The following is a 24,682-nucleotide window of genomic DNA, read 5'->3' as shown; positions in this document are numbered from 1 at the left end:
CGTTAAGCCATGTTGTTTAACCGACGTTGCATGCCGTCGCCGTCACTATAGACGCGCCCCGCCCGGTTCGCCGAACAACGAAATATGTGCGCAGTCGACTGAAAATGCCGATACGTCGCCTACCGCCACCGGCGTCTTTGTCTGGTCAATCGACGCGATCTGTTCTCCATGATAGTCGAGCCAGATGACACGGTGGTTGCCCATCGGTTCAACCAGGGAAACCTTGCCGGATTCGCTCACGCCCACGTTCGAGCCCGCGCCCCCGCGAACGTCGCCTACGCGCACGTCGCCTACTCGCACGTCCTCCGCCCGTACGCCGAGCACGCACGGCAGCTGATCCGCGGGCACGCTTTTGAATGGATACTGCGACACGTCGAGCCGCAAATGCGCTGTGCAAAAGTATCGCGAGCCATCGCGCCGCTCCATCCTGCCCTTGAGCAAATTCATCGCGGGCGAGCCGAGAAACGTCGCGACGAACAGGTTGTCGGGACGCGCGTAGACTTCGGCCGGCGTGCCGAACTGCTGGATCACGCCGCCGCGCATCACCGCCATGCGCGTGGCGAGCGTCATCGCTTCAACCTGATCGTGGGTCACGTAGATCATCGTCGCACCGAGACGCTGGTGCAGTTGCTTGAGTTCGCGGCGCAGTTCGGTGCGTAACTTGGCGTCGAGATTCGATAGCGGCTCGTCGAACAGAAACACGTCGGCTTCGCGCACGATCGCGCGGCCGATCGCCACGCGTTGCCGCTGGCCACCCGACAGTTGCGCCGGTTTGCGCTCGAGCAGCGGCCCGAGTTGCAACATGTCGGACGCACGCGCCACGCGCCGCTCGATTTCCGCCTTCGGCGTGCCGTTGATGCGCAACGCGAACGACAGATTGCGCTCGACGTTCATGGTCGGATACAACGCGTACGACTGAAACACCAGCGCGATACGGCGGTCTTTTGGATCGGCCCACGTCATGTCCTCGCCGGCGATCTCGATGCTGCCATCGGTGACGTCGATCAAGCCCGCGATGCTGTGCAGCAAGGTAGATTTGCCGCAACCGGACGGGCCGAGCAACACGACGAACTCGCCGGCCCGCACGTCGAGATCGAGATTCTCGATTACGGTGTTGGCGCCCAGCTGGATCTTCAGATTGCGCACCGACACATTGGCCGCGTTGGCCGGGTTCGCCACATTTTCCGCGTCAGCAGTATCAGTTGCAGCGGCCATGTTCGCCACGCTTGCCAGATTGGTCATGCCCTATCCCTTGACGGCGCCGGATGCAATGCCGCGCACAAACCAGCGGCCCGAAATGAAGTAGATCGCAAGCGGCACCAGCGAGGTCAGAATGGTCGCCGCCATATTGACGTTATAGAGCCGCTCGCCGGTTGTAGTGTTGATGATGTTGTTCAATTGCACGGTCATCGGCAGGTTTTTTGTGCCGGCGAACACGAGGCCGAGAATGAAGTCGTTCCAGATCCCCGTCACCTGCATGATGATCGCCACGACGACGATCGGCGTCGACATCGGCAGCATCAGTTGCACGAAGATACGCCAGAAACCGCCACCGTCGATACGCGCCGCCTTGAACAGCTCCTGCGGAATCGACGCGTAGTAGTTGCGAAACAGCAGCGTCATCACCGGCATGCCGAAGATCGTGTGAATCACCACGATGCCCGGCAGCGAACTGAACAGATGCACGCTCGCCAGCACACGCACCAGCGGATAGACCATCACCTGCACCGGAATGAAGGCGCCCATCAGCAGCACGCCGAATAGCAGACCGGCGCCGCGCGGGCGCCAGAACGACAGCGCATAACCGTTCACCGCGCCGATCAGGATCGACAGCACCGTGCTCGGCACGACAATCCGCACTGAATTCCAGAAGCCGACCTGGATGCCGTTGCAATCGAGCCCCGTGCATGCGGATCGCCACGCGGCACTCCATGCATCGAGCGTGAAATGCGCGGGAAACGCGAGCAGATTGCCGAGGCGAATCTCGCTCATCGGCTTCACCGATGTGACGAGCATCACATACAGCGGCAGCAGGAAGAACAGTGCGGCGCTCAGCAGAAACGCGTAGACGCCCAGGCGTGCCGGCGTGAATGTCGTGCGGCGGCGCGGACGTGCTGGACGTGCCGGAGGTGCTTTTAGCGGAGAAGCGCTCGCGTTCATCAGACGTCCTTGCGCAACGCGGCGCGGCTGCGGGCATAGAAGAACGGCGTAAGAATCGCCAACACCGTCACCAGCAACACGATCGACGCGGCAGACGCGAGACCGATGTTGGCGCGGCCGAACAGATAGTCCATGATGAATTTCGCCGGCACCTCGCTGGCCGTGCCGGGTCCGCCTTGCGTCATTGCGACCACGGCGTCGTAGAGCTTCACGACCATCACGAACAGCAGTACGAAAGCGGTGGACATCGAGGGCCCCAGCATCGGCACGACAATGCTTGCATACACGCGCCAACGTGGAATGCCGTCGATGCGCGCGGCTTTCCACAGTTCGTCGTCGATACCGCGCAAGCCCGCCAGCAGCAACGCCATCACAAGACCCGACGCCTGCCAGACCGTCGCGATGACGACGGTGTAGATCACCCAGTCCTGGTCGACGATCCAGTCGAAGCGCGCGTGCACGAAGCCGAGCTTGTGCAGCACGGTCTGCGCGCCGAGTTCCGGATTGAGAATCCACTGCCAGACCAGGCCTGTCGCGACGAACGACATGGCATACGGATAGAGAAACACCGTGCGCAATGCGCCCTCCGCCACCACGCGCTGATCGATGAAAATCGCCAGCAGCAAACCGATCACCATGCACGCCACGATAAAGCACGCGCCGCAAATCATGATGTTTTGCAGCGACAGCAGCCATCGGTCGTTATGAAAGAGCCGCGCATATTGCGTGAACCCCGCGAAATCGCCGGAAGGAAAAGTGCGGGAATTGCTGAGCGACACGCGCGCGGTCCAGACCATCGTGCCGAGATACGCGAACACGACGGTTAGGACCATCGGCAGCAACGCCACCCATGCCGCCAGCGGTAATCGTTTTTTCAGCGGCTTCTTCAGCGGTTTGGTCTGGGCGCGTTGCAGCTTGAGCGCGTGCATTGCCGTGCTCAGCTCTTCAGCGCGCTGGCAAACGCCTTCTGCGCATCGTCGACCGACTGGTTCTTGTTCCAGAAGTTCGTGATGACGTCGATCAACGCGCCCTGCGTGTCAGGCGAGAGCAACATTTCCGGATTCGGCAACTGACGCGACTTGTCCTTCATGATCGCAATGCCCTCCTTCGCGCAGATGTCGAGACTGCTGGCATCCACATCGGGACGAATCGGAATCGAGCCTTTTTTCGCGCTGAATGCGACCTGCGCGGACGGCGAGGTCATCACCGTGGCAAGCAGATTTTGCGCCTTGATCGCGGTGGCGTTGTCGGTTTTCGGGAACACGAACACGTCGCCCGCTACCAGATACGGCGAATGCGGACCGAAACCCGGGAAGCAGCCGAAGTCTTTACCGGCACTCTGATTGGCTGCCGAAAACTCGCCCTTGGCCCAGTCGCCCATGATCTGCACGCCGGCCTTGCCGGAAATCACCAACGCAGTAGCGTCATTCCAGTTGCGGCCGGGCGAACCCGCATCGACGAAATCGTGCAAGCGCTTGAACGACGCGAGCACCTTCCTGAACGCATCCGACTTGACCGCGTTCATATCGCGATCGCGATACACCTTCAGATAAAGATCGGGACCGCCGACATCGGCGAACACCGCGTCGAAGGTGATTTTTTCCTGCCACGGCTGGCCGCCGAACGCGAGCGGTGTCACACCTGCGACTTTCAGTTTGGTGAGGTCGGCGATGAATTCATCGAAACTCTTCGGTTCGGCGGCAATGCCGGCCTTCTGGAACACCGGCTTCGAGTAGAAGAACCATGCCGGCATGTGGATATCGACCGGCGCGGCATAGTAATGCCCCTTCACCTTGACGCTGTCGATGATCGATTGTGGAAACACGCCGTTCCAGTTCTCTTTCGCGGCGACATCGTCGACATTGTTCAGCAGGCCCTGGTCGATCAGGTCGTGAAACTGCCTGGACGTATTGAATTGCGCCGCCGTGGGTGGATCGCCGCCCACGATACGGTTGATCGCCGTGGAACGCGCCTGATCGGCGCCGGCCACCGCGTTATCGACCCACTGGCCGCCGGCTTTGTTATACGCATCGGCGAACTGGCGGATCGCTGCCGATTCGCCGCCGGACGTCCACCAGTGAATCACGTTAGCCTTCAGGGGCTCCGCATGCGCGACGACGCCATACAACGCCAGTGCCGCAACGACACTCGCCACGGCCATTTTTTTGCTGTTCATTCCGTCTCCTCCAGGCTTGGCGCCCGTGTTTCAGGTCGACATACAAACCAGCTCACACCGTATTAAACCCTTGCCGCATTACATCCTTGCCGCATCACATCCTTGCTTTACGCTCCTTCAGAAATTTGGCCACCAGCTCCGCACTGCGTTTGACCGTGCGCTGTTGCGTGCCGTAATCGACGTGCACCACGCCGAAACGCCGCTCATAGCCGAACGCCCACTCGAAGTTGTCCATCAGCGACCAGAGGAAATAGCCGCGAATATCGACACCCGCCTTGATCGCGCCATCCACGGCGGCGAGATGGCGCTTCAGGAACGAGATCCGCTGCGTATCGTCGACGCGGCCGTCGATCACCTTATCATCCGACGCCATGCCGTTTTCGGTAATGTAGATCGGCGGCAAGTTCTTATACGTGCCATTGAAACCGGTCAACAGATCGCGCAAGCCGTCGGGATAAACCTCCCAGCCCATCTGCGTGCGTTCGACGCCTTCGAGCGGCACGTCCCTGAAACCGTGCGCGCCGTCGCTCGCGACATTGGTGCGGAAGTAATAGTTGATACCGAGGAAATCCATCGGCGCTGAAATCGTCTGCATGTCGCCGTCCAGCACCAGCGGCTCGGTGCCCGGCCATAGTTCGAACAGGTCTTGCGGGTAGGCGCCCTTGAGCAGCGGATCGAGAATCCACGCATTGTGCTGGACCTCGAACAGCTGCGCCGCGCGGCGATCCGCCGCGCTGTCCGTATTCGCCGTACCGCGGCCAATATTCGCGACGATACCCTTTTGCGAAGCCGGATCGTTGCCACGCAACACTGGAAGCGCGAGACCATGCGCGAGCAGCAGATGATGCATCGCCTGGGTCGCGAAGCGTTCGTTGGCGAGGCCCGGCGCGTGATGCCCGTTGCCGTAGCCGAGATACGCCGAGCACCACGGCTCGTTGAGCGTGGCCCATGCGTCGACCGTGCCGGCCAGTTCGCGGCTCATCAGATCGGCGTAGTCGGCGAAACGATACGCGGTATCGCGGTTGAGCCAGCCGCCGCGATCTTCCAGATGCTGTGGCAAGTCCCAGTGATACAGCGTCGCGAAGATCGTGATGCCTTTCTCTTTCAGCCGGTTCAACAGGCGCTTGTAAAAGTCGAGCCCTTTGCGATTCGGCGCGCCTGCTGCGTCCATCACGCGCGGCCAGGCGATCGAGAGCCGATAGCCTTCGAGGCCGAGCCCCGCCAGCAGGTCGACGTCCGCCTCCCAACGATGGTAGTGATCGCATGCAACCGCGCCGGTGTCGCCGGCCAGCACCTTGCCGGGAATCGCCGAGAAGGTGTCCCAGATCGACGGCAGGCGGCCATCTTCATGCACCGCGCCTTCGATCTGGTAAGAAGCCGTGGCCGCGCCAAGCAGGAATTTCTTGCGCCACAGCGACGAGTCGGCAGGCGGTGTAAAGGGATCGGAGAGCGAATGGCGGGATGCAGCGTTGGAAACAGCGGATGTGTCGTTTGCCACGGATTCTCCTGCGCTAAGGTCGTTGAACCGGGTGCGGCGGAAGCTCGGGTGGAAGCGCTTCCACAAGACCAGCGAACGATAGCAGTGGCGAATTCAACGCAGCAATCAGGGTTTGTCTGGATGGGTCGCTGGCATGCGCGGCGCACGATGCACCGCGCATCAAGAGAAAGTTAGAACAACGAGCCAATGGCGCTCGGTCAAGCGCCAGGCTTGGTGAATCTCACGGCTTGGCCAACACATTGAACGCGCCGCGATCGTAGGCATCGCAATACGCTTTCCAGTCGGCGGCCACCTGTGCCTCGCATTGCACCGCGCTTTCGATCAACGGCAACTGCCAGTCGCGGCGAGCGCCGAACGCGATCAGTTCGTCGGCGATCGAAGACCCTTGCCGCCCGCCGCTACGCAGATGCGCCCACGCGCTCAACTCCGCCATGCTGTTGACCACCTCTTCGAGGCGCGGCAGCTTGCCGTCCCAGTCGTTCAACGCCACACGGTCTTCCGACGGCTGCAAACTGCGCAGCACATACGAGCGCTGATTGAATTCCACGGCACGCAAAAACGCCTGCGGGACCGCCTGATTGCGCCGTTGAATCTCGACCACGCGCTGCGCTTCGGTCTGCCACTTCGGCTGCGGCGTGCGCACGTGCGGCAGCACCGACGAAGGCAGCGCCTCTTTCAGATCGATCAGATAGTTGCCGTCCGGCGAGCCTTTACCTTCGACAAGAATCACATACCGGTCGACGCCGAGACTACCGGTGCCGGCGATGCGCCGTGCCACGTCGATGATGCGGTAAAAGTCCGGATTGGGCTCGCTAGCGGCGAACGTGTTCATGAACGCTGTGACGGCGGCGCGCGCCTTGTCGCTGACCGGCAGCGCTTTCTTGCCGTCCACTTTCAGCGCGCGGGTCTTGCCTTTGAGCGTGGTGCGCCGGTCCAGATGCGCGGCGCGCGAGCGGCTTGCCAGCGCGTCGAACAGGTCGCGCACCATGCCGACCGAGGTTTCCGTTTCGATCCAGCGCGCTTTGCCGAAGACCAACGCCTCGCTGTATGCGTCTAGCGCGGTGTGGCAGAGCGCGAGCGCCTCCGCGCGGCTGAGCTTGAGATCGGCCGCGCCGACCAGCACGCTCGTCAGGAGGCGGGCCAGTTCGTACAGACTGGGCGCGAGGCACGCTTCGTCGAAGTCGTTGTTATCGAAGTAGATGAGGCGGTTGTCGCCCTTGTAGCTGCCGAAGTTTTCCAGATGCATGTCGCCGCAGATCCAGACCGGCGGCGCAGCGTCGAGCATCTTGTCGCGCGGCAGGCGCTGATAAAACAGATGACAGGTACCGCGCAGAAACACGAACGGCGAACTGCGCATGAGCTTGTATTTCATCGCGAGCCGTTCGGGGTCGCGACCGGCGTTGAAGCTGGCGATAGTCTGTGCGATATCGAGCATGGGGGTTCCCTTTCAGTGCGAGCTTAGTGCCGGTTCTGCACGAGCCCTTGGTGCTAGCGCTCAGTGCGCCCGAATCGAATCCGCGAGCGCGTGGAGATTTTGCGGCTTCACGCGAATCGCGCCGCCGCGTGACATGCGGCAACGCTGCATCATAAGCGACGCGGCGCGGGTGGGCTCAGGAGCCGGTCATCAAATAGTAACGGCCGTCGGCACTCACGTTGAAGCCGAAACCGCATTCCATTACGGAGCCATGCGTGCGCACGTCGAGCGTCTCCGGCTCGCTGAGCTTGAACCCGATCAGGCATTTGTCCTCGTGCTTGTCGTAGGGCGCGAGATTGGTGATCTTCGCGGTGGCGTCGAGCGGCGCGTCACTGCCGCCATCGATCACCGGCACGCGCGCCACACCGTCATAGAAACGCACATAGGCCGACAGGCTGCCCATGTTCGCGCCCGGCTGGCCGTCGGCGCCGACAGTCGGATACAGGCAGTCGCCGTCGATCCGGTAAACGCCGCGCCGGCCGGCGGCAGGCCGTCCATCACCTGCTTGCCGGCGATCGATTCGAGACGCTGGCGCGCCGCCGCCACTGCGCGGCCGAGCAGCGCATCGTTCGGATAGTCGTTGCCGCGGCTCGCCGCCGTCTTGTAGTACGCGCGGGCGTCGGGCAGCGCGCCCAGCTTCAGTTGCACGTCGCCCTGATGGACGCTGGCCGTGATCCTGACAGAAAATCGGCAAATGCGCGAACCCGCCAGGGTGGGCCACACCGCGGGCATCAAACCGCTCCAAACTTCTTCCGGTATGCACCCGGGCTCGTCAACGCGATGCGCCGGAAATGCCGACGCAACGATTCTTCCGAGCCGAATCCCGCCAGCTCCGCGACCCGCGCCATCGGCAGCGGCGTGCGCGCTTCGAGCAGTTCGCGGGCGATCGCCACACGTTCGCGCACCAGCCATTCGTATGGCGCCATGCCGGTGGCGTCGTGAAATTGCCGTTGCAGCGTGCGCGGACTCATCGCCGCCCGCTCGGCGAGCGAGCGCAACGTGTGCGGCAACGCAGGATGCCGGCGCACCCAATCCATCAGCTTCGCCAGACGCCCGCTTTCGTCCTGCGGCATCGGACGCGGCACGAACTGCGCCTGGCCGCCCTCGCGATGCGGCGGCACCACGAGCCGCTGCGCGACGCGGTTGGCCACGGTGCTGCCATGATCGCGCCGCACCAGATGCAGCAGCATGTCGAGTCCCGCCGCCGATCCCGCCGAGGTGATGATCCGCCCTTCGTCGACATACAGCGCGTCCGGCTGCACGCGAAGCTGCGGGTAGCGCTGCTGCAATTTCCCGGCATAACGCCAGTGCGTGGTGACCGTCTTGCCGTCGAGCACGCCTGCTGCCGCCAGTACGAACACGCCGGAGCAGATCGAACAGAGCCGCGCGCCGCGCTCGTAGGCGGCGCGAATTTTCTTCAGCAGCGCTTCAGGCGGCAGCTCGTCCGCGTCACGCCAGCCGGGCACCACGATTGTGTCCGCGCGCTCCAGCAGCTTCAGCGTATATGGCGCGGCGACCGTGATACCGCCTGCCGCGCGAATCGGGCCGGGCTCGCTCGCGCACACCGCAAAGCGATACCAGTCCACGCCGAGCTCCGGACGTTCGAGCGCGAACAGCTCGGTCACGCAGCCGAATTCGAAAGTGCAAAGCCGGTCGTAAACCAGCGCGACGACGAGATGATTATGCATGGCGTGATGTTACCGAAGATTGACGATCACGCCACTTATCCGGCGCGCGGTTCATCGCGACAATGAAGGCTCACTACACGTCATTGCACCTACCGGGACCCACACCATGTCGACCAGCAAGCCCGTCATCGCCATCCCCGCCGCCGACAGCGCCGCCGCGCTCGCCCACTTCCAGGCGTCGCTGCAATTCGAAACCGACTGCTCGGATGTCGCCGCGGCGCTCGCCAGCGGTTCGCCCGGCTTCGTGCTGCTCGACGTGCGCAGCCCGGCGCTGTTCGCGCAAGGCCATGTGCCCGGCGCGCTCAACCTGCCGCACGGCAAGATCGTCGCGTCGAAGCTCGCGGAGTATGCACAAGACACATTGTTCGTCACCTACTGCGCCGGTCCGCACTGCAACGGCGCCGCGCGCGGCGCGCTGCGTCTCGCGCAACTGGGGCGCCCGGTCAAGCTGATGATCGGCGGCATCACGGGCTGGCTGGATGAAGGGCTTGAACTCGCGTAAGTCACGGCCACGCGATAAACAGCCGATTCAAACAACTGACTATGACGAACATGATGGAAATCAACTAAATAAACGCCGCCAACGGTCGATAACCAGTTCAGCCGCTTCCCTTTCGCGGTTGGACTTAACATGCAGAGCTCATACAATTTTTGGCTGGTGGCGATATCGTTCGTGGTCGCCACCCTGGCGTCCTACACGGCGCTCGACCTGACTGGACGCATCTTCCTGCTGGCCTCGCCGCGTCGGCGCGATGCATGGCGGCTGGGCGGCGCCGTGGCGCTCGGCGTCGGAATCTGGTCGATGCACTTCGTCGCAATGCTCGCCTTCTCGCTGCCGATTCCCCTCGGCTACGACCTGGCGACAACCAGTTATTCGCTGGGCCTCGCGATCGGCGTGTCGTATCTGGCGCTGTTCGTGATGACCCACGCGCGCTTGACGCCGGCACGGCTCGTAAGCGGCGGCGTGCTGATGGGACTCGGCATTGCCGGCATGCACTACACCGGCATGGCCGCGATGCAGATGGAACCCGGCATCCACTACCGCCCGGCGTGGCTGGCGGGCTCGATTGCGATTGCGATCGGTGCGTCGAGCGCCGCGCTATGGATCGCGCGCGCGCTCAGCGACGACGACAAACGCCACGTGTTGCGCAAGCGTTTCGGCGCGGCGCTGGTGATGGGCGTCGCGATCAGCGGCATGCATTACGCCGGCATGGCCGCCGCCGAGTTTCCGCTCGGCGCCGTGTGCGGCGCGGCCAACGGAGTGAACGCCGCGTGGCTCGCCACCTCGGTGATCCTGTTCACCTTTGCGATTCTGATCGTCACGCTGATACTGTCGCGTTTCGATGCGCGCACCACCTTTCTGGCCGGCGCGGTATCGAACCTGAACGGCCAGATCGTGCGCCTCGCCACGCTCGACACGCTGACCGGCTTGCCGAACCGCAGCGCGCTGATTGAGCGCATCGAACGCGCGATTCCTGGCGCGCGCCGTCAGCGCTCGCTGTTCGCGATCCTGTTTATGGATCTCGACGGCTTCAAGACCATCAACGATTCGCTCGGCCACTCGGTCGGCGATGAAGTGCTGTCCGCGTTCGCGCAGCGCCTCCTGCTGTGCATGCGCGAAAACGACACGGTGGCGCGGCTGGGCGGCGACGAATTCGTCGTGCTGTCCGAGAACCTCGCTTCACGCGAAGAAGCCGGCGCGATGGCCGAAGGCGTACTCGAGCGGATGCGCCAGGGCGTGTGGACCGACGCGCAGCCGTTGCAGGTGATGCCGAGTATCGGCATCGCGCTCTATCCGGACGACGGCAACACCGTCGACACATTGCTGAAACACGCCGATGCCGCCATGTACGAAGCGAAGCGCGCAGGCCGCAGCACGTATCGCTTCTTCGAACCAAGCATGAACGAGGCCGCGACGCGCACGCTGCAAATCCAGCATGCGCTGCACGAAGCGTTCGCCGCCGGACATTTCTCGCTGCACTTCCAGCCGAAATTCGCCGGCAACGGCGACACGCTGGCGGGCGCCGAAGCGCTGATCCGTCTACATCACCCTGAGCTCGGCGCACTCACTCCGCTGGAGTTCATTCCGATTGCCGAGCGTTCCGGCCAGATCTTGCAGATCGGCTACTGGGTCTTGCGCGAAACCTGCCGGCAGATTCGCCGCTGGATCGCGGAAGGCTTGCCGTCGATAAAAGTCGCGATCAATCTGTCGCCGCGTCAGCTGTCGCAACCGAACCTCGTCGCGACGATGCTGGAGATCGTGAAGGCCGAAGGCGTGCAATGCGAACAGATCATGTTCGAAATCACTGAAACCGTCGCGATGCAGGACGCGCCGAAAACCATCGAAATGATTCGCGCGTTCCAGGCAAGCGGTTTTGAAATCGCCATCGACGATTTCGGCACCGGTTATTCCAGCCTCGCTTATCTGCAACGCTTTCGCGTCAAGCAACTGAAAATCGACCGCTTCTTCACCAACGGTCTCGACGAACACGGCCCGGAAGGCAGCGCGATCGTTTCGGCGATCATCGCGCTCGCGCACTCGCTGGAAATGGACGTGGTGGCCGAAGGCGTCGAGACCGAATCGCAACTCGATATGCTCAAGGCGATGATGTGCGACGAAATGCAAGGCTTCCTGCTCGGCAAGCCGCTCGCCGCCGACGCCTTCGGCGACCTGCTCAGGGAAAGAATGGTCGCCGCATGAGCAGTCGGCTTCAGATCCGCTTGAAAAAGCCGTAACGCACGTAGCCGCCCTTCATGCCGCCGCAGTCCGCCGCATGACCTCGTTTTATCGTTAAGCAGGAACAAGCAGGCTGGTTGCTGGAGATTTCATGAAACTTGACGTAGCAACGTTCAACTCGTTGTGCCTGGTAACGTTTCTATGCAGCGCCCTCATTACGACGGCGCTGTCGAACATGTTCGCGCAGGTGGCCGCGTTCCGCTTCTGGGCGATCGGCTTCTATCTGCTCGCCGCGGCCGGAGCATGCTTCGCGTTGCATTCGATCTGGCGCAACGAACTGCTGTTGCTGGCCACCGCGACGCTCGCGTTGCAAAGCCGCATTCTGATCTGGTCGGGCACGCGCAAGCTGTTCGGCGCATCGGCGTCGTGGCGCAGGGGCCTCGTCGTGACTGCCGCGTTCTGCCTTTTGTATGGAAGCGCGCTGACGTTCAAAGTGCCGATCGTGATTCGCGCGGTGTTGCTGGCGCTGTTTTTTGCGCCGTGCCGCGCGGCGACGCTGTATGAGGTGTGCCGCCGCCGCCGTCCGCATCTCGGGGCGGCGCGCTTGCTGGTGGCGGTGGGCAGCGGCATCGCCATGCTCAATGCGACGGTGCCGCTCACGCTCGTGTTGCTAAACCGCGCCAACCTGTCGCTGCTGCTCGGCAACCCGCGCACCACTTCATCGCTTTACGAGGTGGTGTTCGCGGGCGACCTGCTGCTGACCGTCGGCCTGATCGTGCTGGCCTTGCAGCATCTGATCGTCGAGCGGAACATGCTCGCCACGCTCGACCAGAGCGCGTTGCAACACCTCGCCGGATTGCGTGAAGCGCGCGGACTGCGCGAGCCGCGGCCGCCGCGGTTCGACGCAATCGGCAATGACAAGCCCGTGCAATGTCAGTCGCTGCCGGGGCCGGTTTGATACATGCCGTCGGGCGTAGCGACGGGCACCGATTGCAAACCCAGGCGTCGCTTGCTGTGTGGTTCGCCGGACCGACTGCGGGCGGCTAGCCGGCCTTGAGGTCCTGACGCCCGGCATCGGCGACCGACGCGAGAATCGGCGCCGCCTGCGCACCTTCACGCTTGGTCAGCTTGCCGTCCACCGACGCGCCGCAATCCATCCGCAATTGCTGGTAGTAGATGTTGCCGGTCACATGGGCATTGCTCTGCAACTCGACAAAGTGATCGGCGATCACGTCGCCGACGATCCTGCCGTTGACCACCACGTCATAGCCGTGCACGTTGCCTTCGATCGAGCCGCGGTCGCTCAGCACCAGCAGCGTCTGGCTGTCCGGCTCGCCGCTGACATTGCCCTTCACGTGGCCGTCCATGCGCAGACCGTCGCTGAACTGGAGGTCGCCGGTCACGCGCACGTCGTGCGCGATCAGGGTGGCGAGCTTGGTCTGCTGGATGCCAGCGGTTTTTTTCTTGCTGAACATAAAGATCTCTTGGAAATAAAGATGCTCGTCGCGTGATGCTGTCCGGGCGACAAGCCGGGGGTCGTTTGCTGCCTGCTGCCTGCTGCCTGCTGCCTGCTGCCTGCTGCTTGCTGCCTTCTGCCTGCTGCTGGGTGTCGGTGCCGATGGTCAGCGGCGGGGCGGCGCTGTTTGCGCTGGTTGTGCCGTTTGCGCCGGCGGCCTGGTCTTGCTCTGGCCGCGCAGGAACTGTAATTCGGCGGTTAGCCGGGCGACCTCGGCGGCGGCGCTGTCGGCGGTTTTCTGCACCGCGCCGCGCGCCGCCGATTCCTGCGCGAGCGCAAGCCGCGTGCGCGCGAGTTCAGCCTGCTTGCTGTCTTCCGAGACTGGCACTACCGTCCATTGCTCCGCCGGCGCGGCGCCGCACTGCGTGTGCCAGGCCACCGTGGCCGCCACGCCCGCCGCAGCGCTGAGCACGCAAACAACGCCCCACACAGCCACGCGAAGACCAGCCGACCGCGCCGGTTGCAACGTATACGAGCGGCGCGTCAGACTGCCCGCAGTGCGGGAGAAACGTGGTTCAGCCATGAGGATCGGGCGCGAAAAGCGCGAGATAGCCCGCCGGATCGACAGGCGAGCCGTTCACCAGTACCTCGAAATGCAGATGCGGACCGGTTGAGCGGCCGGTCGAACCGACATCGGCGACATGCTGTCGCGGCAGCACCAGATCGCCGACATGCACGACGATGCGCGACGCGTGGCCGTAGCGAGTCACGAGTCCGTTGCCGTGATCGATTTCGACCGCATTGCCGTAGCCCGATTTTTCGCCCGCGAAGATCACCCGGCCGCCCGCCGCCGCGAGAATCGGCGTGCCGGTTTGGGCGATCAGATCGATGCCGGGATGAAAACTCAAACGCTGCGTGAACGGATCGGTGCGGTTGCCGAACGGCGAGCCGAAGCGCGCGCCGTCGGCGGGCATGCGGCCGGGGAACGCGGCGTAAGCGATCGCGTGGTCGGCGGTCCGCTGTTCGAGCGCGGACAGCGTCGAAGAAATGCAATCCAGCTGTTGCTGCGTGTTCTGCGCATTGGCTTGACCGGCGCGTTGCGGCGCCGGCTCGGCGCAGCGCCGCGGCGGCAACGAGGGGCCGCCCTCGCCGTCGCTGTCGGTGGCGGAAGTGTCGGGGTCGGCGGGACCACCGGGCGCGGCAGGTGCGCGTGGCGCCGGCTTTGGCGTTTTCAGACGCGCTTCGAAATCGCGCAATGCGCCGACCTGCATGGTCAAACGCGCGATGCGCGGTTCGATTTGCGCCACCGATGCGTTCAGCTTGCCGAGTTGGTCGATCGCATATTCGCGCTCCACCCGGTTCGCCGCCTGTTCGCCGGACGCATCCTGCGCCGGCCAGTGCATGCCGATCGCGATGCCCGCGGCGAGCGCCAGCGCTGCCGTGCCGAACGCGGAGGCGACCGCGATTGTCAGCGCGGTACGGCGCGTGACGAAGCTGACCGAGCCGCTGCTGAGCTGACTGCCGGCGCGAAACAGGAACGCCATCAGCGGCTCCCGGCGCGTACTGCGCCAGGTCGCGGGCGGGCGGCGCGGCACACCATCGAACGGGACAGGACATCGGCGAACGGAACTAACTGCATTCGGCGTGCACCGGCTACATACCGGCGGCGATCGTGGACAAGGGCGCCGATTATCGCCCGGCACCACGAAGCATCATCTCAAATACAGAGCGTCTCGCGGGATGCGCGGCGCGGCGCGCTTGCCAGTACGAGTCTCGCCGCGACGCGCCGGCCTTGGCCTTGGCGTCTGCGTGCAAAACCGCGCTTAGGCCGATAAGGCGTTCGGACGCGGCTCAAGCCCACCGTGCCCGTCAAACCTTTCCAGCCCCTCAAGCCCTTCCAGCGCCTTGAGCCGCTCGACCAGCGCATCGCTCGCCCGCATCATCGGCATGCGCAGTTCATCGCGAATCAGGCCCTGCGCGGCCAGAAGCGCCTTCACCGGCCCGGGATTCGGTTCGGCAAACAACGCCTGGATCAGCGGCGCGAGCGTGAGAAAAATGCGCCGTCCTTCTTCGAGCCGGCCCGCAGCGAGCGCGCGATACAACGCGACAAACCGTTCGGGCCGCAGATGCGCCGACGCCGCGATCGCGCCACTGCCACCGAGACACAAGGTGTTGAAGATATTGATGTCTTCGCCGGTGAGCACCTGCAAGCGGCCGTCGCGAATCAGCGCAAGCGTGGTGTCGAGCGAACCGGCGCAATCCTTCACCGCCTGAATCCGCGGATGCGCGGCGAGCGTCAGCAGCGTATCGAGTTCGAGTCGCACGCCGGTTCGATAGGGAATGTCGTACAGCACGACCGGCTTTTCGCTGGCATCGGCAAGCGTCGTGAAATGGCCGACGATACCTGCTTGCGAAGGCCGGATATAGTACGGCGCGGCCATCAGGACGCCGGCTATCGGCAGCCGGTTCAGTTGCACGATGCGCTCGCGCATGCTCGCCGTGTGATTGCCGGATACACCGACCAGCACCGGCAGCGGTTCTGCATCCGCTGCGCTGTTGGCGACGGTTCGCGCTTCATCGAGAATCGTCGCCAGCACGGCGTCCTGCTCGGTGGCATCGAGCGCGGCCGGTTCGCCAGTCGTGCCGAGCGCGACCAGCCCAGCAACGCCTGCCTCGGCGTAACGGCGCACCAGCGCGCGCAGCGCGGCGTGATCGACCTCGCCGTCGGCGAACGGTGTGATGAGCGGAACCCAGATACCGGAAAAAATAGACATGTCTTTACCTCGAATGCGACCGTATCGATTCCGTACAGCGTGCGAGGGAGGAAAGACAGGAAATGCCGAAGGCGGGCGTTGACCGGCTGTTCCGTCGCACATCTGACGGAACAGCGTGCTCCGGTCAGATGAGCGGCTGTTTTTTGGCTTTGGCGCTAACGTTCACGCAACCCGCGTGCGCAACCACGACGACGTTCGCAAGAACGGGACGTGCGGTGCGTGACGAGCGGAGTCGGAGCGTTCGGCCGGTATGCATGAAGCGCAGTGTAACCGGTTCGGGCGCAACTTGACAAAGCCCATCGCAAAATTGCTTGACTTCTGCGTCGGGCAAACTAATATACGCACAGCGTACATAAACCAGTACGAAATCTACTCTCGACAGGTGAGCGCATGAGCGTCCCGCAACAAGCCTTCCTACGCGATGCGATGCGTCGCCTGAACATGACCCGCGATACCTTCGCCAGCCGCATCGGCGTCTCGCGCCGGGCACTCGACACGTGGCTGCTGCCGGACGATTCGCAGGAATCGCGGGCGATGCCGGAGATCGTCGAGCGTTTCGTGTCGGAAATCGTCGTGCACGGCGAGCCGGGAGAGAAGTATACGCAAAGCGTAGACTCGCAGTCGCTGGCGAGCCAGATGCTGTTCGAGGGCAAGCCGCAACTGCTATCGGTCGACCAGTTCTCGCGCGATTCGGTCGAGGCGCTGTTTCGCGTCGCCGACATCATGCAGCCGATCGCGCGGCGCCGGAAAATCTCCCGCGTGCTCGAAGGCGCGGTGCTCGGCAATCTGTTTTTCGAAGCCAGTACGCGGACGCGCGTCAGCTTCGGCGCGGCGTTCTGCCGGCTCGGCGGTTCGGTGTGCGACACCACCGGCTTCACGTTTTCGTCGATGGCCAAGGGCGAGTCGATCTACGACACCAGCCGCGTGATGAGCGGCTATGTGGATGCGCTGGTGATCCGCCATCCGGAGCAAGGCTCGGTGGCTGAATTCGCGCGCGCGACCAACGTGCCAGTGATCAACGGCGGCGACGGTCCCGGCGAACATCCGAGCCAGGCGCTGCTCGACCTGTACACGATCCAGCGCGAGTTCTCGCGGCTGGGCAAAATCGTCGACGGCGCGCACATCGCGCTGGTCGGCGACCTGAAGTACGGACGCACCGTGCATTCGCTGGTCAAGCTGCTGGCGCTGTATCGCGGCATCAAATTCACGCTGGTCTCGCCGCCGATGCTCGAAATGCCGGGCTACATCATCGAGCAGATCTCACGCAACGGCCACGTGATCGAGCAGACCCACGATCTCACCGCCGGCCTGCGCGGCGCGGACGTGGTGTACGCCACACGCATCCAGAAAGAGCGCTTCACCGACGAATCGTTCGAAGGTTATACGCCGGACTTCCAGATCAATCAGGCGCTGGTGGATAGCGTGTGCGGCAGCGACACCTTGATCATGCATCCGCTGCCGCGCGACAGCCGGCCCGGCGCGAACGATCTGAGCGTCGATCTGAATCACGATTCGCGGCTGGCGATTTTCCGGCAAACCGATAACGGCATTCCGGTGCGAATGGCGATTTTCGCGGTGCTGCTGGGCGTGGAAAAGCTGGTCCAGCATTCGATGCGCGACGCCGCGTGGCGCCCGCCCGCCTATCTCGGCCCGGACGACGCGGTGTTTCACGGCATCGATTGATCGATCGGGATTCAGCCGATGCAAAACGGCCTTGCGGTTGATCAGCAAGGCCGTTTTTTATGCTGCCGCAATTGAACCGCTGCGCGATCAGCCCCAGGCTTGCGGCGACTTGCCCTCCACCACCGTGCACTGCAAGCCCGACATGCGGCCGGCGGCGTCGATTGCCGCTTCCAGTTCGGCAAACGGATACGACTTCAACTCGACTGCATCGAGCGCGATCTGCCCCGACGCCACCAGCGAAACCAGCGCGAGGTAGTCGGCGCGGGTGTACATGAAGTGGCCGATCAATTCCCAGTTGTTCAGCAGCATCTCGCTGTACGGAATCGGCAAATCCACCCGCATGCTGCCCATCAGCACCAGCCGACCGCCGCGGCGCAGGCTGCGTAATGCCGCGAGGGTCGCGTTCGCGTCGGTGGCCTGGCCGACCATGTCGAACGCCAGATCCGCGCCGCCACCGCTTGCGTCGCGGATCGCCTTCACGTCTTGCGCGGCGTCGCCCGTCAAGACGACTGGCACCACGCGCCCCTGCCCGGCCAGCGCTTGCAGCGGTTCCGGACGCCGGCCGAGCGCGACGACTTTGCTAGCGCCGAGCGCCAGTGCCGCGAGCACCGCCGCCGAGCCGAAGTAACCGCCGGCGCCATTGACCACCACCGTTTCGCCAGCCGCCAGACGGCCGCGCCGCAAACCGCCGAACGGCACCGCGAATTTGGCGAGGACAGCGAGGCGAGCGGCTTCGATATCGTCGAGACCGTCGAGCGCGATCAGCGTCGATGCCGGGAATTCCGCCGCCTCGCGCAAGGTGCCATGCGGAAACGCCGCCAGCACGGCGCCGCTGTCGGCGCTGATGGCGGTCAACCCAAGCAGCGCTTGCGCCGGCTCGCGCACCGTTTCGTCGGCGACCCAGTACGGATTCACGGCGACCCGTTGACCGACGCGAAACGCCACCACGCCCTCGCCGAGCGCGACGATCCGGCCCACGCCGTTGGTGCCGGGTGAAAACGGTCCCGGCGGATACGCATACGGCAACTTCCCTTCGACATAGTCGCGCGTGTAACTCAGCAACGGCACCGCCTCCATCCGCACCAGCACGGCACTGCGGCGCGGCTGCGGTTGCGCGACGTCGCGCAGTGCCAGCGGCTTGCCGGGTTCATCGAGCATCCAGGCTTTCATCTTGCTGCTCCCTCAGTTCGTTTGGGTGGTTGAACTGTAGACGCGTGGTACGTATTCTAGAAATCAATTACCCGTATGCGACCCATCAACATGATTGATCTCCGAGGCATCGACCTGAACCTGCTGGTGTCGCTCGACGCGTTGCTCGCCGAATCAAACGTCACGCGCGCGGCCGAGCGGCTGCATCTGACGCAACCGGCCGTCTCGACGCAACTCGCGCGTTTGCGGCAGATTTTCGGCGATCCACTGCTGCTTCCCGCCGAAACCGGCCGCGGCATGACGCGCAGCGCACGGGCGCTGGCGTTGATGGAGCCGCTGCACGCGGCGCTGAAGAATCTCGAAGCGGTGGTGCGCCATCAACCGGTCTTCGATCCGTGGATCGATACGCGGCGCTTCGTGATTTCCGCACACGACAACGCCACCGCCGTGCTGGGCATGCGGCTCATGGAGCGCTTGCCGGCGTTAGCCGGGCCCGGTGTGCGGGTTGCGTTTGTGATCGGCGAGCAGCCGGTGGCCGCGGCGCGGCTCGAAAGCGGCGAAGTCGACCTGCTGCTCGGTTCCGAGCGGATGATTCCACCGTCGATGAAAGCCCGCAAGCTGTTCGACGAGCACTTCCTGTTCGTGCAGCGCAAGGGGCACCCGCGCGGCACCGCGCCGCTCGATCTCGACACTTACTGCGCGCTCGATCATGTGCTGGTGTCGACCAGCGGCGGCAGCTTCCACGGCTTCATGGACGAGCATCTCGATGCGCTCGGCCGCGAACGGCGCGTCGCGCTGTCGGTCCAGCATTTCACGCTGGTGCCCGAGTTGCTGTCGAAAACCGATTACGTTTCGACGTTGCCGTCGCGCTTCGCCGCGCGTTATCTCGATCGGCTCGACGCTTTCGCGCTGCCGTTCGAAGCGCGCGGCTTCACGTTGTATGCGGGTTGGCATCCGCGCAATCAGGCTGATCCGGCGCTCGTGTGGTTGCGCGACACGCTGGCGGAGCTGGCCGAACTGTAATAAATCAAAGTCTTTTTGTTGAGAACGCTTCTCAATTACAAACATATTGCATAGAATGCATACCGCAAACACTTTGTAATGAATATGAAATATCCGGGTAAGGATTTCGATGCCTGCCCGGTCATCAGACTCACGACGGGAATAAAGATGAAGTTGCGGTCCGACGAGCCGAAGCTCGGCAAAATCAGCACGACGCTGTGCAGCATGTTGGCTGCCGGCCCCGCTCTCGCGCAGGGCACCGCCGGCACACCGCCGCCCGACAAGGAAGGCCAGCTCGCGCCGATCGCCGTGCAGGGCCAGGCGGACGACGGCTTCAGGACCGACCATTCGGCGTCGGTCAAATTCACCGCGCCGCTGGTCGATACGCCGAAATCGGTGACCGTCATTCCGCAGGAGTTGATCCAGAGCACCGGCGCCGCGACGCTGACCGAAGCGCTGCGCACGGTGCCGGGCATCACCTTCGGCGCCGGCGAAGGCGGTAATCCGCTCGGCGACCGGCCGTTCATTCGCGGCTACGACGCGCAGGGCAGCACGTTCGTCGACGGCTTGCGCGACATCGGCGCGACCACCCGTGAAGTGTTCAACATCGAAAGCGTCGAAGTGACCAAGGGCTCCGACGGCGCGTACGGCGGCCGGGGCGGCGCGGGCGGCAGCATCAATCTGATCACCAGGACCCCGCATCTGGGCAACGCCGCCGCCGGCAGCGCGGGGCTTGGCACTGACCGCTACCGCCGCTTCACCGCCGACGGCAACTGGCAGATGGCCGACCACGCCGCATTCCGCCTGAACGTGATGAGCCACAACAACGACGTCGCCGGCCGCGACGCGGTCAACAACGCGCGCTGGGGCATCGCGCCGTCGTTCACGTACGGCCTCGGGACGCCGACCCGCGTGACCGCCAGCTACCACCACCTGTCAACCGACGATTTACCCGACAGCGGCATTCCGTACTTTTACACGACCACCAACAAACCGGCCAACGTCGACACGATCTATCCGGCCAACGTGGACCGCCACAACTTTTACGGCCTGATCGACCGTGACTTCCGCAAGACGACCTCGGACGTCGGCACGGTGCGCATCGAGCACGACATCAACAGCAACCTGACGATCCGCAACACCACGCGTTATACGAAGTCCACCCAGGACTACATCTGGACCCAGCCGGACGACAGCCAGGGCAACGTCGTCAACGGCATGGTGTGGCGCCGCGCGAATACGCGTGCGAGCGACGTCTACAGCCTCGCGAACCAGACCGAACTGTTCGGCGAATTCAACACGGGCTTCATGAAGCACAGCTTCACCACCGGCCTCGAACTGTCGCGCGAGACCAGCGTGAACGATTCGTACAACGTGGCGGCGGCGAGCGGCGCGATTTGCAAGACCAAGGGTATCGGCGCGGCGTCGGGCTATAACTGCACGAGCCTGTGGTCGCCGAATCCGAACGATCCGTGGGCCGGATCGGTTAGCAAGGCGAACGATCCGAGCGAGCAGCGCACGGTCACCAAATCGCTGTACGCGTTCGATACGATCGAATTCACCAGGCGCTGGCAAGCCAACGTCGGTTTGCGCGTCGACGATTATTCGACGGATTTCCGCAATACGGTCGCCAACGGCGGCAAGCGCACCTCGCGCGACGACACGCTGTTCAACTACCAGTTCGGCCTCGTCTTCAAACCGGCGTCGAACGGCAGCATCTATGCGTCGATTGCGACCTCGTCGACGCCGGCCGGCGCGCTGCTCGGCCAGGGCAGCGAAACGCAATCGCTGACGCCGGGCCGCGGCGGCGTCGGTGCGAACGCCGATCAACTCGCGCCGGAAAAGAACCGCAGCTATGAAATCGGCACCAAGTGGAATGTGCTGAACAACCACCTGTCGCTGACGGGCGCGCTGTTCCAGATCGACACGACGAACGCGCGCGTCACGCTGCCGAACAACGAATACGCGATGGTCGGCAACAAGCGGGTGCAGGGTTTCGAATTCGGCGTGGCCGGCCAGCTGACCAGCAAGTGGCAGGTGTTCGGCGGCTACACGTACATGAAAAGCGAGTTGCGCGACAACGGCAAGACCACCTCGGATAACGGCCACCAGTTCCCGAACACGCCGAAGAACAGCATCAGCCTGTGGACCAACTACGACGTGCTGCCGAAGTTCACGATCGGCGGCGGCGCGTTCTACATGTCGCAGGTGTACGGCGACACGGCGAATCTGCGCGCGGTGCCGTCGTACTGGCGCTTCGACGGCATGGCGACGTACCGGATCAACAAGAAGGTCGATCTGCAACTGAACGTGCAGAACATCTTCAACCGGACGTATTACGACCAGGCGTATCCGGCGCACTATGCGTCGATCGCTCCGGGACGTTCCGCGTTCCTGACGCTCAACGCGCGCTATTAAGTCACGGCCAGATGGAACACGTGACGTTGCAGGCGCTGGCGAGCGTGTCGCATGACGAGCTCGCCACGATTCTCTCCGGACCGCCGGCCAAAGCGGCCGCATGGGTGGCGGCGGCCGCGCATAACGGCATCGTCGAAGCGCAGGCCGTGTATGGGCAATATCTGCTCGACGGCCACGGTGTCGAACGCAATGCGGAGGAAGCGCTGACGTGGTTCAGGCACGCGGCGCGACGGGATCATCCGATGGCGATGAACATGCTGGGCCGCTGCTACGAACACGGCTGGGGAACCACAGCATGCGCGCCGGTGGCCGTCTACTGGTACCGGCTCGCGGCACAGGCGGGGCTCGACTGGGGCATCTACAACTACGCGTCGTCGCTCGCGCTCGGCAACGGTATCGAGTGCGATCGCGCGCAGGCGTTGCAGTGGTTCCGGCGCGCCGCCGAACTGGGTCACGTGAAGTCGATCAATTTTATCGGCAGTTTTTACGAGGACGGCTGGGAAGTCGATGCGGACACCAGCATCGCGTTCGACTATTACCGGCGTGCGGCACAAGGCGGCGACTTTCGCGGTCAATTCAACTATGCGCGGCTCCTCGCCGAGCGCGGCGAGATCGATGCCGCGCTCGGGTGGTTGCGGCGCGTGCCGCATACGGCGACCACGGCGTTCGTCGCGAAGATGCAGGCGTGGCTCGCCGCTTCGCCGGTGACTGCGTTTCGCGCGTTAGCCGACGAAGTACGCACTGCGATGAACCTGACGCAGGAGTCGCGCGCATGATGCTGCATCTTCAGGCTGTGCTCAGCAAACATCAGGTCGCGCAATGCCGTGAAGTGCTCGACGCGGCGCAATGGATCGACGGCAACGCGACCTCCGGCGAACAGTCGGCGCAGGCCAAGCGCAACCAGCAGTTACCCGAAGGATCGCCGGCCGCGCGCGCGGTGGGCGACGCGATTCAGGACGCGCTCGGCCGTCATCCGCGCTTCTTTTCCGCCGCGCTGCCGCTCAAGGTGTTTCCGCCGCTCTTTAACCGCTATGCGGGCGGCGACGGTTTCGGCACCCATGTCGACAACGCGATCCGTCAACTGCGCGGCACCGATTTTCGTATCCGCAGCGATCTGTCAGCCACGCTGTTTCTCGCCGAGCCCGACACCTACGACGGCGGCGAACTTTGCATCGAAGATACCTACGGCGTGCATCGCGCAAAGCTGCCCGCCGGCGACATGGTGCTCTACCCCGCTTCGAGCCTGCATCACGTGAGTCCGGTGACGCGCGGCGTGCGGATCGCGTCGTTCTTCTGGATTCAGAGCATGGTGCGCGACGACGGCGAGCGCGCGCTGCTGTTTCAACTCGACCACGATGTGCAGCGCCTTGCCGCCGAGAAAGGTTCAAACGATGCGACGGTGGTCAGTCTCACCGGCATTTATCACAATCTGCTGCGCCGCTGGGCCGACGCCTGAATCGGCGGACTACTCATCTCGCGCAAAACAGTCTTTCTTTTTGCACCCAGAAAGACGGCCCTCAAGCATATTTACTTTCCAGTTCGTTAAGCGCAACGTCCGTTGTTGACGCGCCGCTACGGTATGGGTTGCTATGGGTTGCTCTTCCCCGCTTTAACCTGACTCATCGCTGACTCGCTGCTGACTCCCTGTCGAGCCATGCGCGCCGCGTTCACATGCCGTTGCGCCCGCAACGGTATCGAAATTGCTGAGACTGATTGGCTACACCGCGACGCGTCGGATACCCGCACGTCGGATACCCGCACGTCGCCGCCTGCATTGACCTTTCACGGAGCAAGCAGAACGTCATGTCCACGAACAACGATCGTCAGGGTTCAGGCGACGAGTCCCCCGCCACTCCACGCCAACCATCGCGCCGCCGCTTTCTGCAATCGGCTGCCGCCGCTGCCACCGTCGGCGCCGCGCCGCATCTGCGGGCGCAGACTCAAACCCCTTCTGCGGCGCCGCCCGCCGAAATTCATGCACCGGTGCCGCCGCGTCCGGTCACATTGAACGTCAACGGTCGTGCTTATACGCTGCAACTCGAGCCGCGCGTGACCTTGCTCGATGCGCTGCGTGAATACGCCGGCCTGATGGGCACGAAGAAAGGCTGTGACCGCGGGCAATGCGGCGCGTGCACGGTGCTGATCGATGGCCGGCGCATCAACTCGTGTCTGACGCTTGCCGTCATGCATGAAGGCAAGACGATCACGACGGTCGAAGGACTCGCCGCCAACAGCGCGTTGAGTCCGATGCAGCGCGCATTCATCGAACACGATGCGTTCCAGTGCGGCTACTGTACGCCCGGGCAGTTGTGTTCCGCGACTGCCCTCCTGAGCGAGTTTCGCAATGGCACGGCCAGCACCGCGACCGCCGATGTCCGCAGCCGCCCGCCACAACTTTCCGACGCCGAAATCCGCGAGCGCATGAGCGGGAATATTTGCCGCTGCGGCGCGTACGCGAACATCGTCGCAGCGGTGCGTGCCGTTCATGAAGGCGGCGGACAGAACAACGGCAACGCCTGACGGAGCG

Annotated in this window: 22 protein-coding genes and 1 pseudogene; 9 read left to right on the top strand and 14 right to left on the bottom strand. The window is 63.7% G+C overall.

Going from position 1 to position 24,682, the window contains the following annotated elements:
- Positions 1–45: 45 nt before the first annotated feature.
- The 9 genes from AC3WOG_RS26895 to ftrA all read right to left on the bottom strand — a co-directional run bounded on the left by AC3WOG_RS26895 (position 46) and on the right by ftrA (position 8,996).
- The gene (locus tag AC3WOG_RS26895) at positions 46–1,215 is read right to left on the bottom strand and encodes an ABC transporter ATP-binding protein (protein ID WP_492582461.1); all 1,170 of its coding nucleotides are present in this window, start codon (positions 1,213–1,215) and stop codon (positions 46–48) included.
- 30 nt (positions 1,216–1,245) lie between these two features.
- Positions 1,246–2,160, bottom strand: a complete 915-nt coding sequence (locus tag AC3WOG_RS26890) for a carbohydrate ABC transporter permease (protein WP_492580901.1) — start codon at positions 2,158–2,160, stop codon at positions 1,246–1,248.
- On the bottom strand, positions 2,160–3,089 hold the full coding sequence (locus tag AC3WOG_RS26885; RefSeq protein ID WP_492580900.1) for a carbohydrate ABC transporter permease: 930 nt from the start codon (positions 3,087–3,089) through the stop codon (positions 2,160–2,162). Before AC3WOG_RS26885 ends, AC3WOG_RS26890 begins: the two co-directional genes overlap by 1 nt.
- An 8-nt stretch (positions 3,090–3,097) precedes the next feature.
- Positions 3,098–4,336, bottom strand: coding sequence for an ABC transporter substrate-binding protein (locus tag AC3WOG_RS26880; protein WP_492580899.1), 1,239 nt, complete (start codon positions 4,334–4,336; stop codon positions 3,098–3,100).
- 94 nt (positions 4,337–4,430) lie between these two features.
- A complete protein-coding gene (locus AC3WOG_RS26875; protein WP_492580898.1) occupies positions 4,431–5,834 on the bottom strand; it encodes a GH1 family beta-glucosidase in 1,404 nt (467 codons plus the stop codon).
- Positions 5,835–6,054: 220 nt separating this feature from the next.
- Positions 6,055–7,269 (bottom strand): DUF2252 domain-containing protein, encoded by a 1,215-nt coding sequence (locus AC3WOG_RS26870; RefSeq protein WP_492580897.1) that lies wholly within the window; start codon positions 7,267–7,269, stop codon positions 6,055–6,057.
- 175 nt (positions 7,270–7,444) lie between these two features.
- A complete protein-coding gene (locus tag AC3WOG_RS26865) occupies positions 7,445–7,711 on the bottom strand; it encodes a hypothetical protein (RefSeq protein ID WP_492580896.1) in 267 nt (88 codons plus the stop codon).
- The gene (locus AC3WOG_RS26860) at positions 7,654–8,040 is read right to left on the bottom strand and encodes a hypothetical protein (protein ID WP_492580895.1); all 387 of its coding nucleotides are present in this window, start codon (positions 8,038–8,040) and stop codon (positions 7,654–7,656) included. The genes AC3WOG_RS26865 and AC3WOG_RS26860 overlap by 58 nt, the downstream gene beginning before the upstream one ends.
- A complete protein-coding gene (ftrA, locus tag AC3WOG_RS26855) occupies positions 8,040–8,996 on the bottom strand; it encodes a transcriptional regulator FtrA (RefSeq protein ID WP_492580894.1) in 957 nt (318 codons plus the stop codon). Before ftrA ends, AC3WOG_RS26860 begins: the two co-directional genes overlap by 1 nt.
- A 106-nt stretch (positions 8,997–9,102) precedes the next feature.
- Here ftrA and AC3WOG_RS26850 point away from each other — a divergent pair, with 106 nt between their 5' ends.
- From AC3WOG_RS26850 to AC3WOG_RS26840, 3 genes and pseudogenes are all read left to right on the top strand, one after another.
- Complete coding sequence (locus tag AC3WOG_RS26850) at positions 9,103–9,498, top strand: rhodanese-like domain-containing protein (RefSeq protein WP_492580893.1); 396 nt, start codon at positions 9,103–9,105, stop codon at positions 9,496–9,498.
- Positions 9,499–9,624: 126 nt separating this feature from the next.
- Positions 9,625–11,697: pseudogene (locus AC3WOG_RS26845) on the top strand (putative bifunctional diguanylate cyclase/phosphodiesterase); the annotation flags it as partial.
- 127 nt (positions 11,698–11,824) lie between these two features.
- On the top strand, positions 11,825–12,631 hold the full coding sequence (locus AC3WOG_RS26840) for a hypothetical protein (protein ID WP_492580892.1): 807 nt from the start codon (positions 11,825–11,827) through the stop codon (positions 12,629–12,631).
- Between the two features lie 85 nt (positions 12,632–12,716).
- Here the strand turns inward: AC3WOG_RS26840 and AC3WOG_RS26835 are convergent, their stop codons facing one another.
- From AC3WOG_RS26835 to dapA, 4 genes are all read right to left on the bottom strand, one after another.
- On the bottom strand, positions 12,717–13,148 hold the full coding sequence (locus AC3WOG_RS26835) for a bactofilin family protein (RefSeq protein ID WP_492580891.1): 432 nt from the start codon (positions 13,146–13,148) through the stop codon (positions 12,717–12,719).
- Between the two features lie 147 nt (positions 13,149–13,295).
- Entirely contained in the window at positions 13,296–13,712 is a 417-nt protein-coding gene (locus tag AC3WOG_RS26830; RefSeq protein ID WP_492580890.1) for a hypothetical protein, read from the bottom strand.
- Entirely contained in the window at positions 13,705–14,673 is a 969-nt protein-coding gene (locus AC3WOG_RS26825; protein ID WP_492580889.1) for a M23 family metallopeptidase, read from the bottom strand. The genes AC3WOG_RS26830 and AC3WOG_RS26825 overlap by 8 nt, the downstream gene beginning before the upstream one ends.
- Positions 14,674–14,952: 279 nt before the next feature.
- Entirely contained in the window at positions 14,953–15,903 is a 951-nt protein-coding gene (gene dapA / locus AC3WOG_RS26820; RefSeq protein WP_492580888.1) for a 4-hydroxy-tetrahydrodipicolinate synthase, read from the bottom strand.
- Between the two features lie 390 nt (positions 15,904–16,293).
- Here dapA and AC3WOG_RS26815 point away from each other — a divergent pair, with 390 nt between their 5' ends.
- The gene (locus AC3WOG_RS26815; RefSeq protein ID WP_492580887.1) at positions 16,294–17,586 is read left to right on the top strand and encodes an aspartate carbamoyltransferase; all 1,293 of its coding nucleotides are present in this window, start codon (positions 16,294–16,296) and stop codon (positions 17,584–17,586) included.
- Positions 17,587–17,673: 87 nt separating this feature from the next.
- On the opposite strand, the gene AC3WOG_RS26810 is transcribed toward AC3WOG_RS26815, so the two are convergent.
- Positions 17,674–18,756, bottom strand: coding sequence for a zinc-binding dehydrogenase (locus AC3WOG_RS26810; protein ID WP_492580886.1), 1,083 nt, complete (start codon positions 18,754–18,756; stop codon positions 17,674–17,676).
- Between the two features lie 90 nt (positions 18,757–18,846).
- Here AC3WOG_RS26810 and AC3WOG_RS26805 point away from each other — a divergent pair, with 90 nt between their 5' ends.
- The 5 genes from AC3WOG_RS26805 to AC3WOG_RS26785 all read left to right on the top strand — a co-directional run bounded on the left by AC3WOG_RS26805 (position 18,847) and on the right by AC3WOG_RS26785 (position 24,675).
- Positions 18,847–19,758, top strand: coding sequence for a LysR family transcriptional regulator (locus AC3WOG_RS26805; RefSeq protein ID WP_492580885.1), 912 nt, complete (start codon positions 18,847–18,849; stop codon positions 19,756–19,758).
- A gap of 147 nt (positions 19,759–19,905) precedes the next feature.
- Complete coding sequence (locus tag AC3WOG_RS26800; protein WP_492580884.1) at positions 19,906–22,155, top strand: TonB-dependent receptor; 2,250 nt, start codon at positions 19,906–19,908, stop codon at positions 22,153–22,155.
- Positions 22,156–22,166: 11 nt separating this feature from the next.
- A complete protein-coding gene (locus AC3WOG_RS26795; RefSeq protein WP_492580883.1) occupies positions 22,167–22,931 on the top strand; it encodes a tetratricopeptide repeat protein in 765 nt (254 codons plus the stop codon).
- A complete protein-coding gene (locus AC3WOG_RS26790) occupies positions 22,928–23,611 on the top strand; it encodes a Fe2+-dependent dioxygenase (protein WP_492580882.1) in 684 nt (227 codons plus the stop codon). The genes AC3WOG_RS26795 and AC3WOG_RS26790 overlap by 4 nt, the downstream gene beginning before the upstream one ends.
- A gap of 347 nt (positions 23,612–23,958) precedes the next feature.
- Entirely contained in the window at positions 23,959–24,675 is a 717-nt protein-coding gene (locus AC3WOG_RS26785) for a (2Fe-2S)-binding protein (RefSeq protein WP_492580881.1), read from the top strand.
- Positions 24,676–24,682 lie beyond the last annotated feature (7 nt).

The organism is Paraburkholderia sp. FW306-02-B (genome assembly GCF_058782725.1).
The sequence above is the reverse complement of the archived record's forward strand: the minus strand, read 5'-3'. Positions and strand labels throughout refer to the sequence as shown.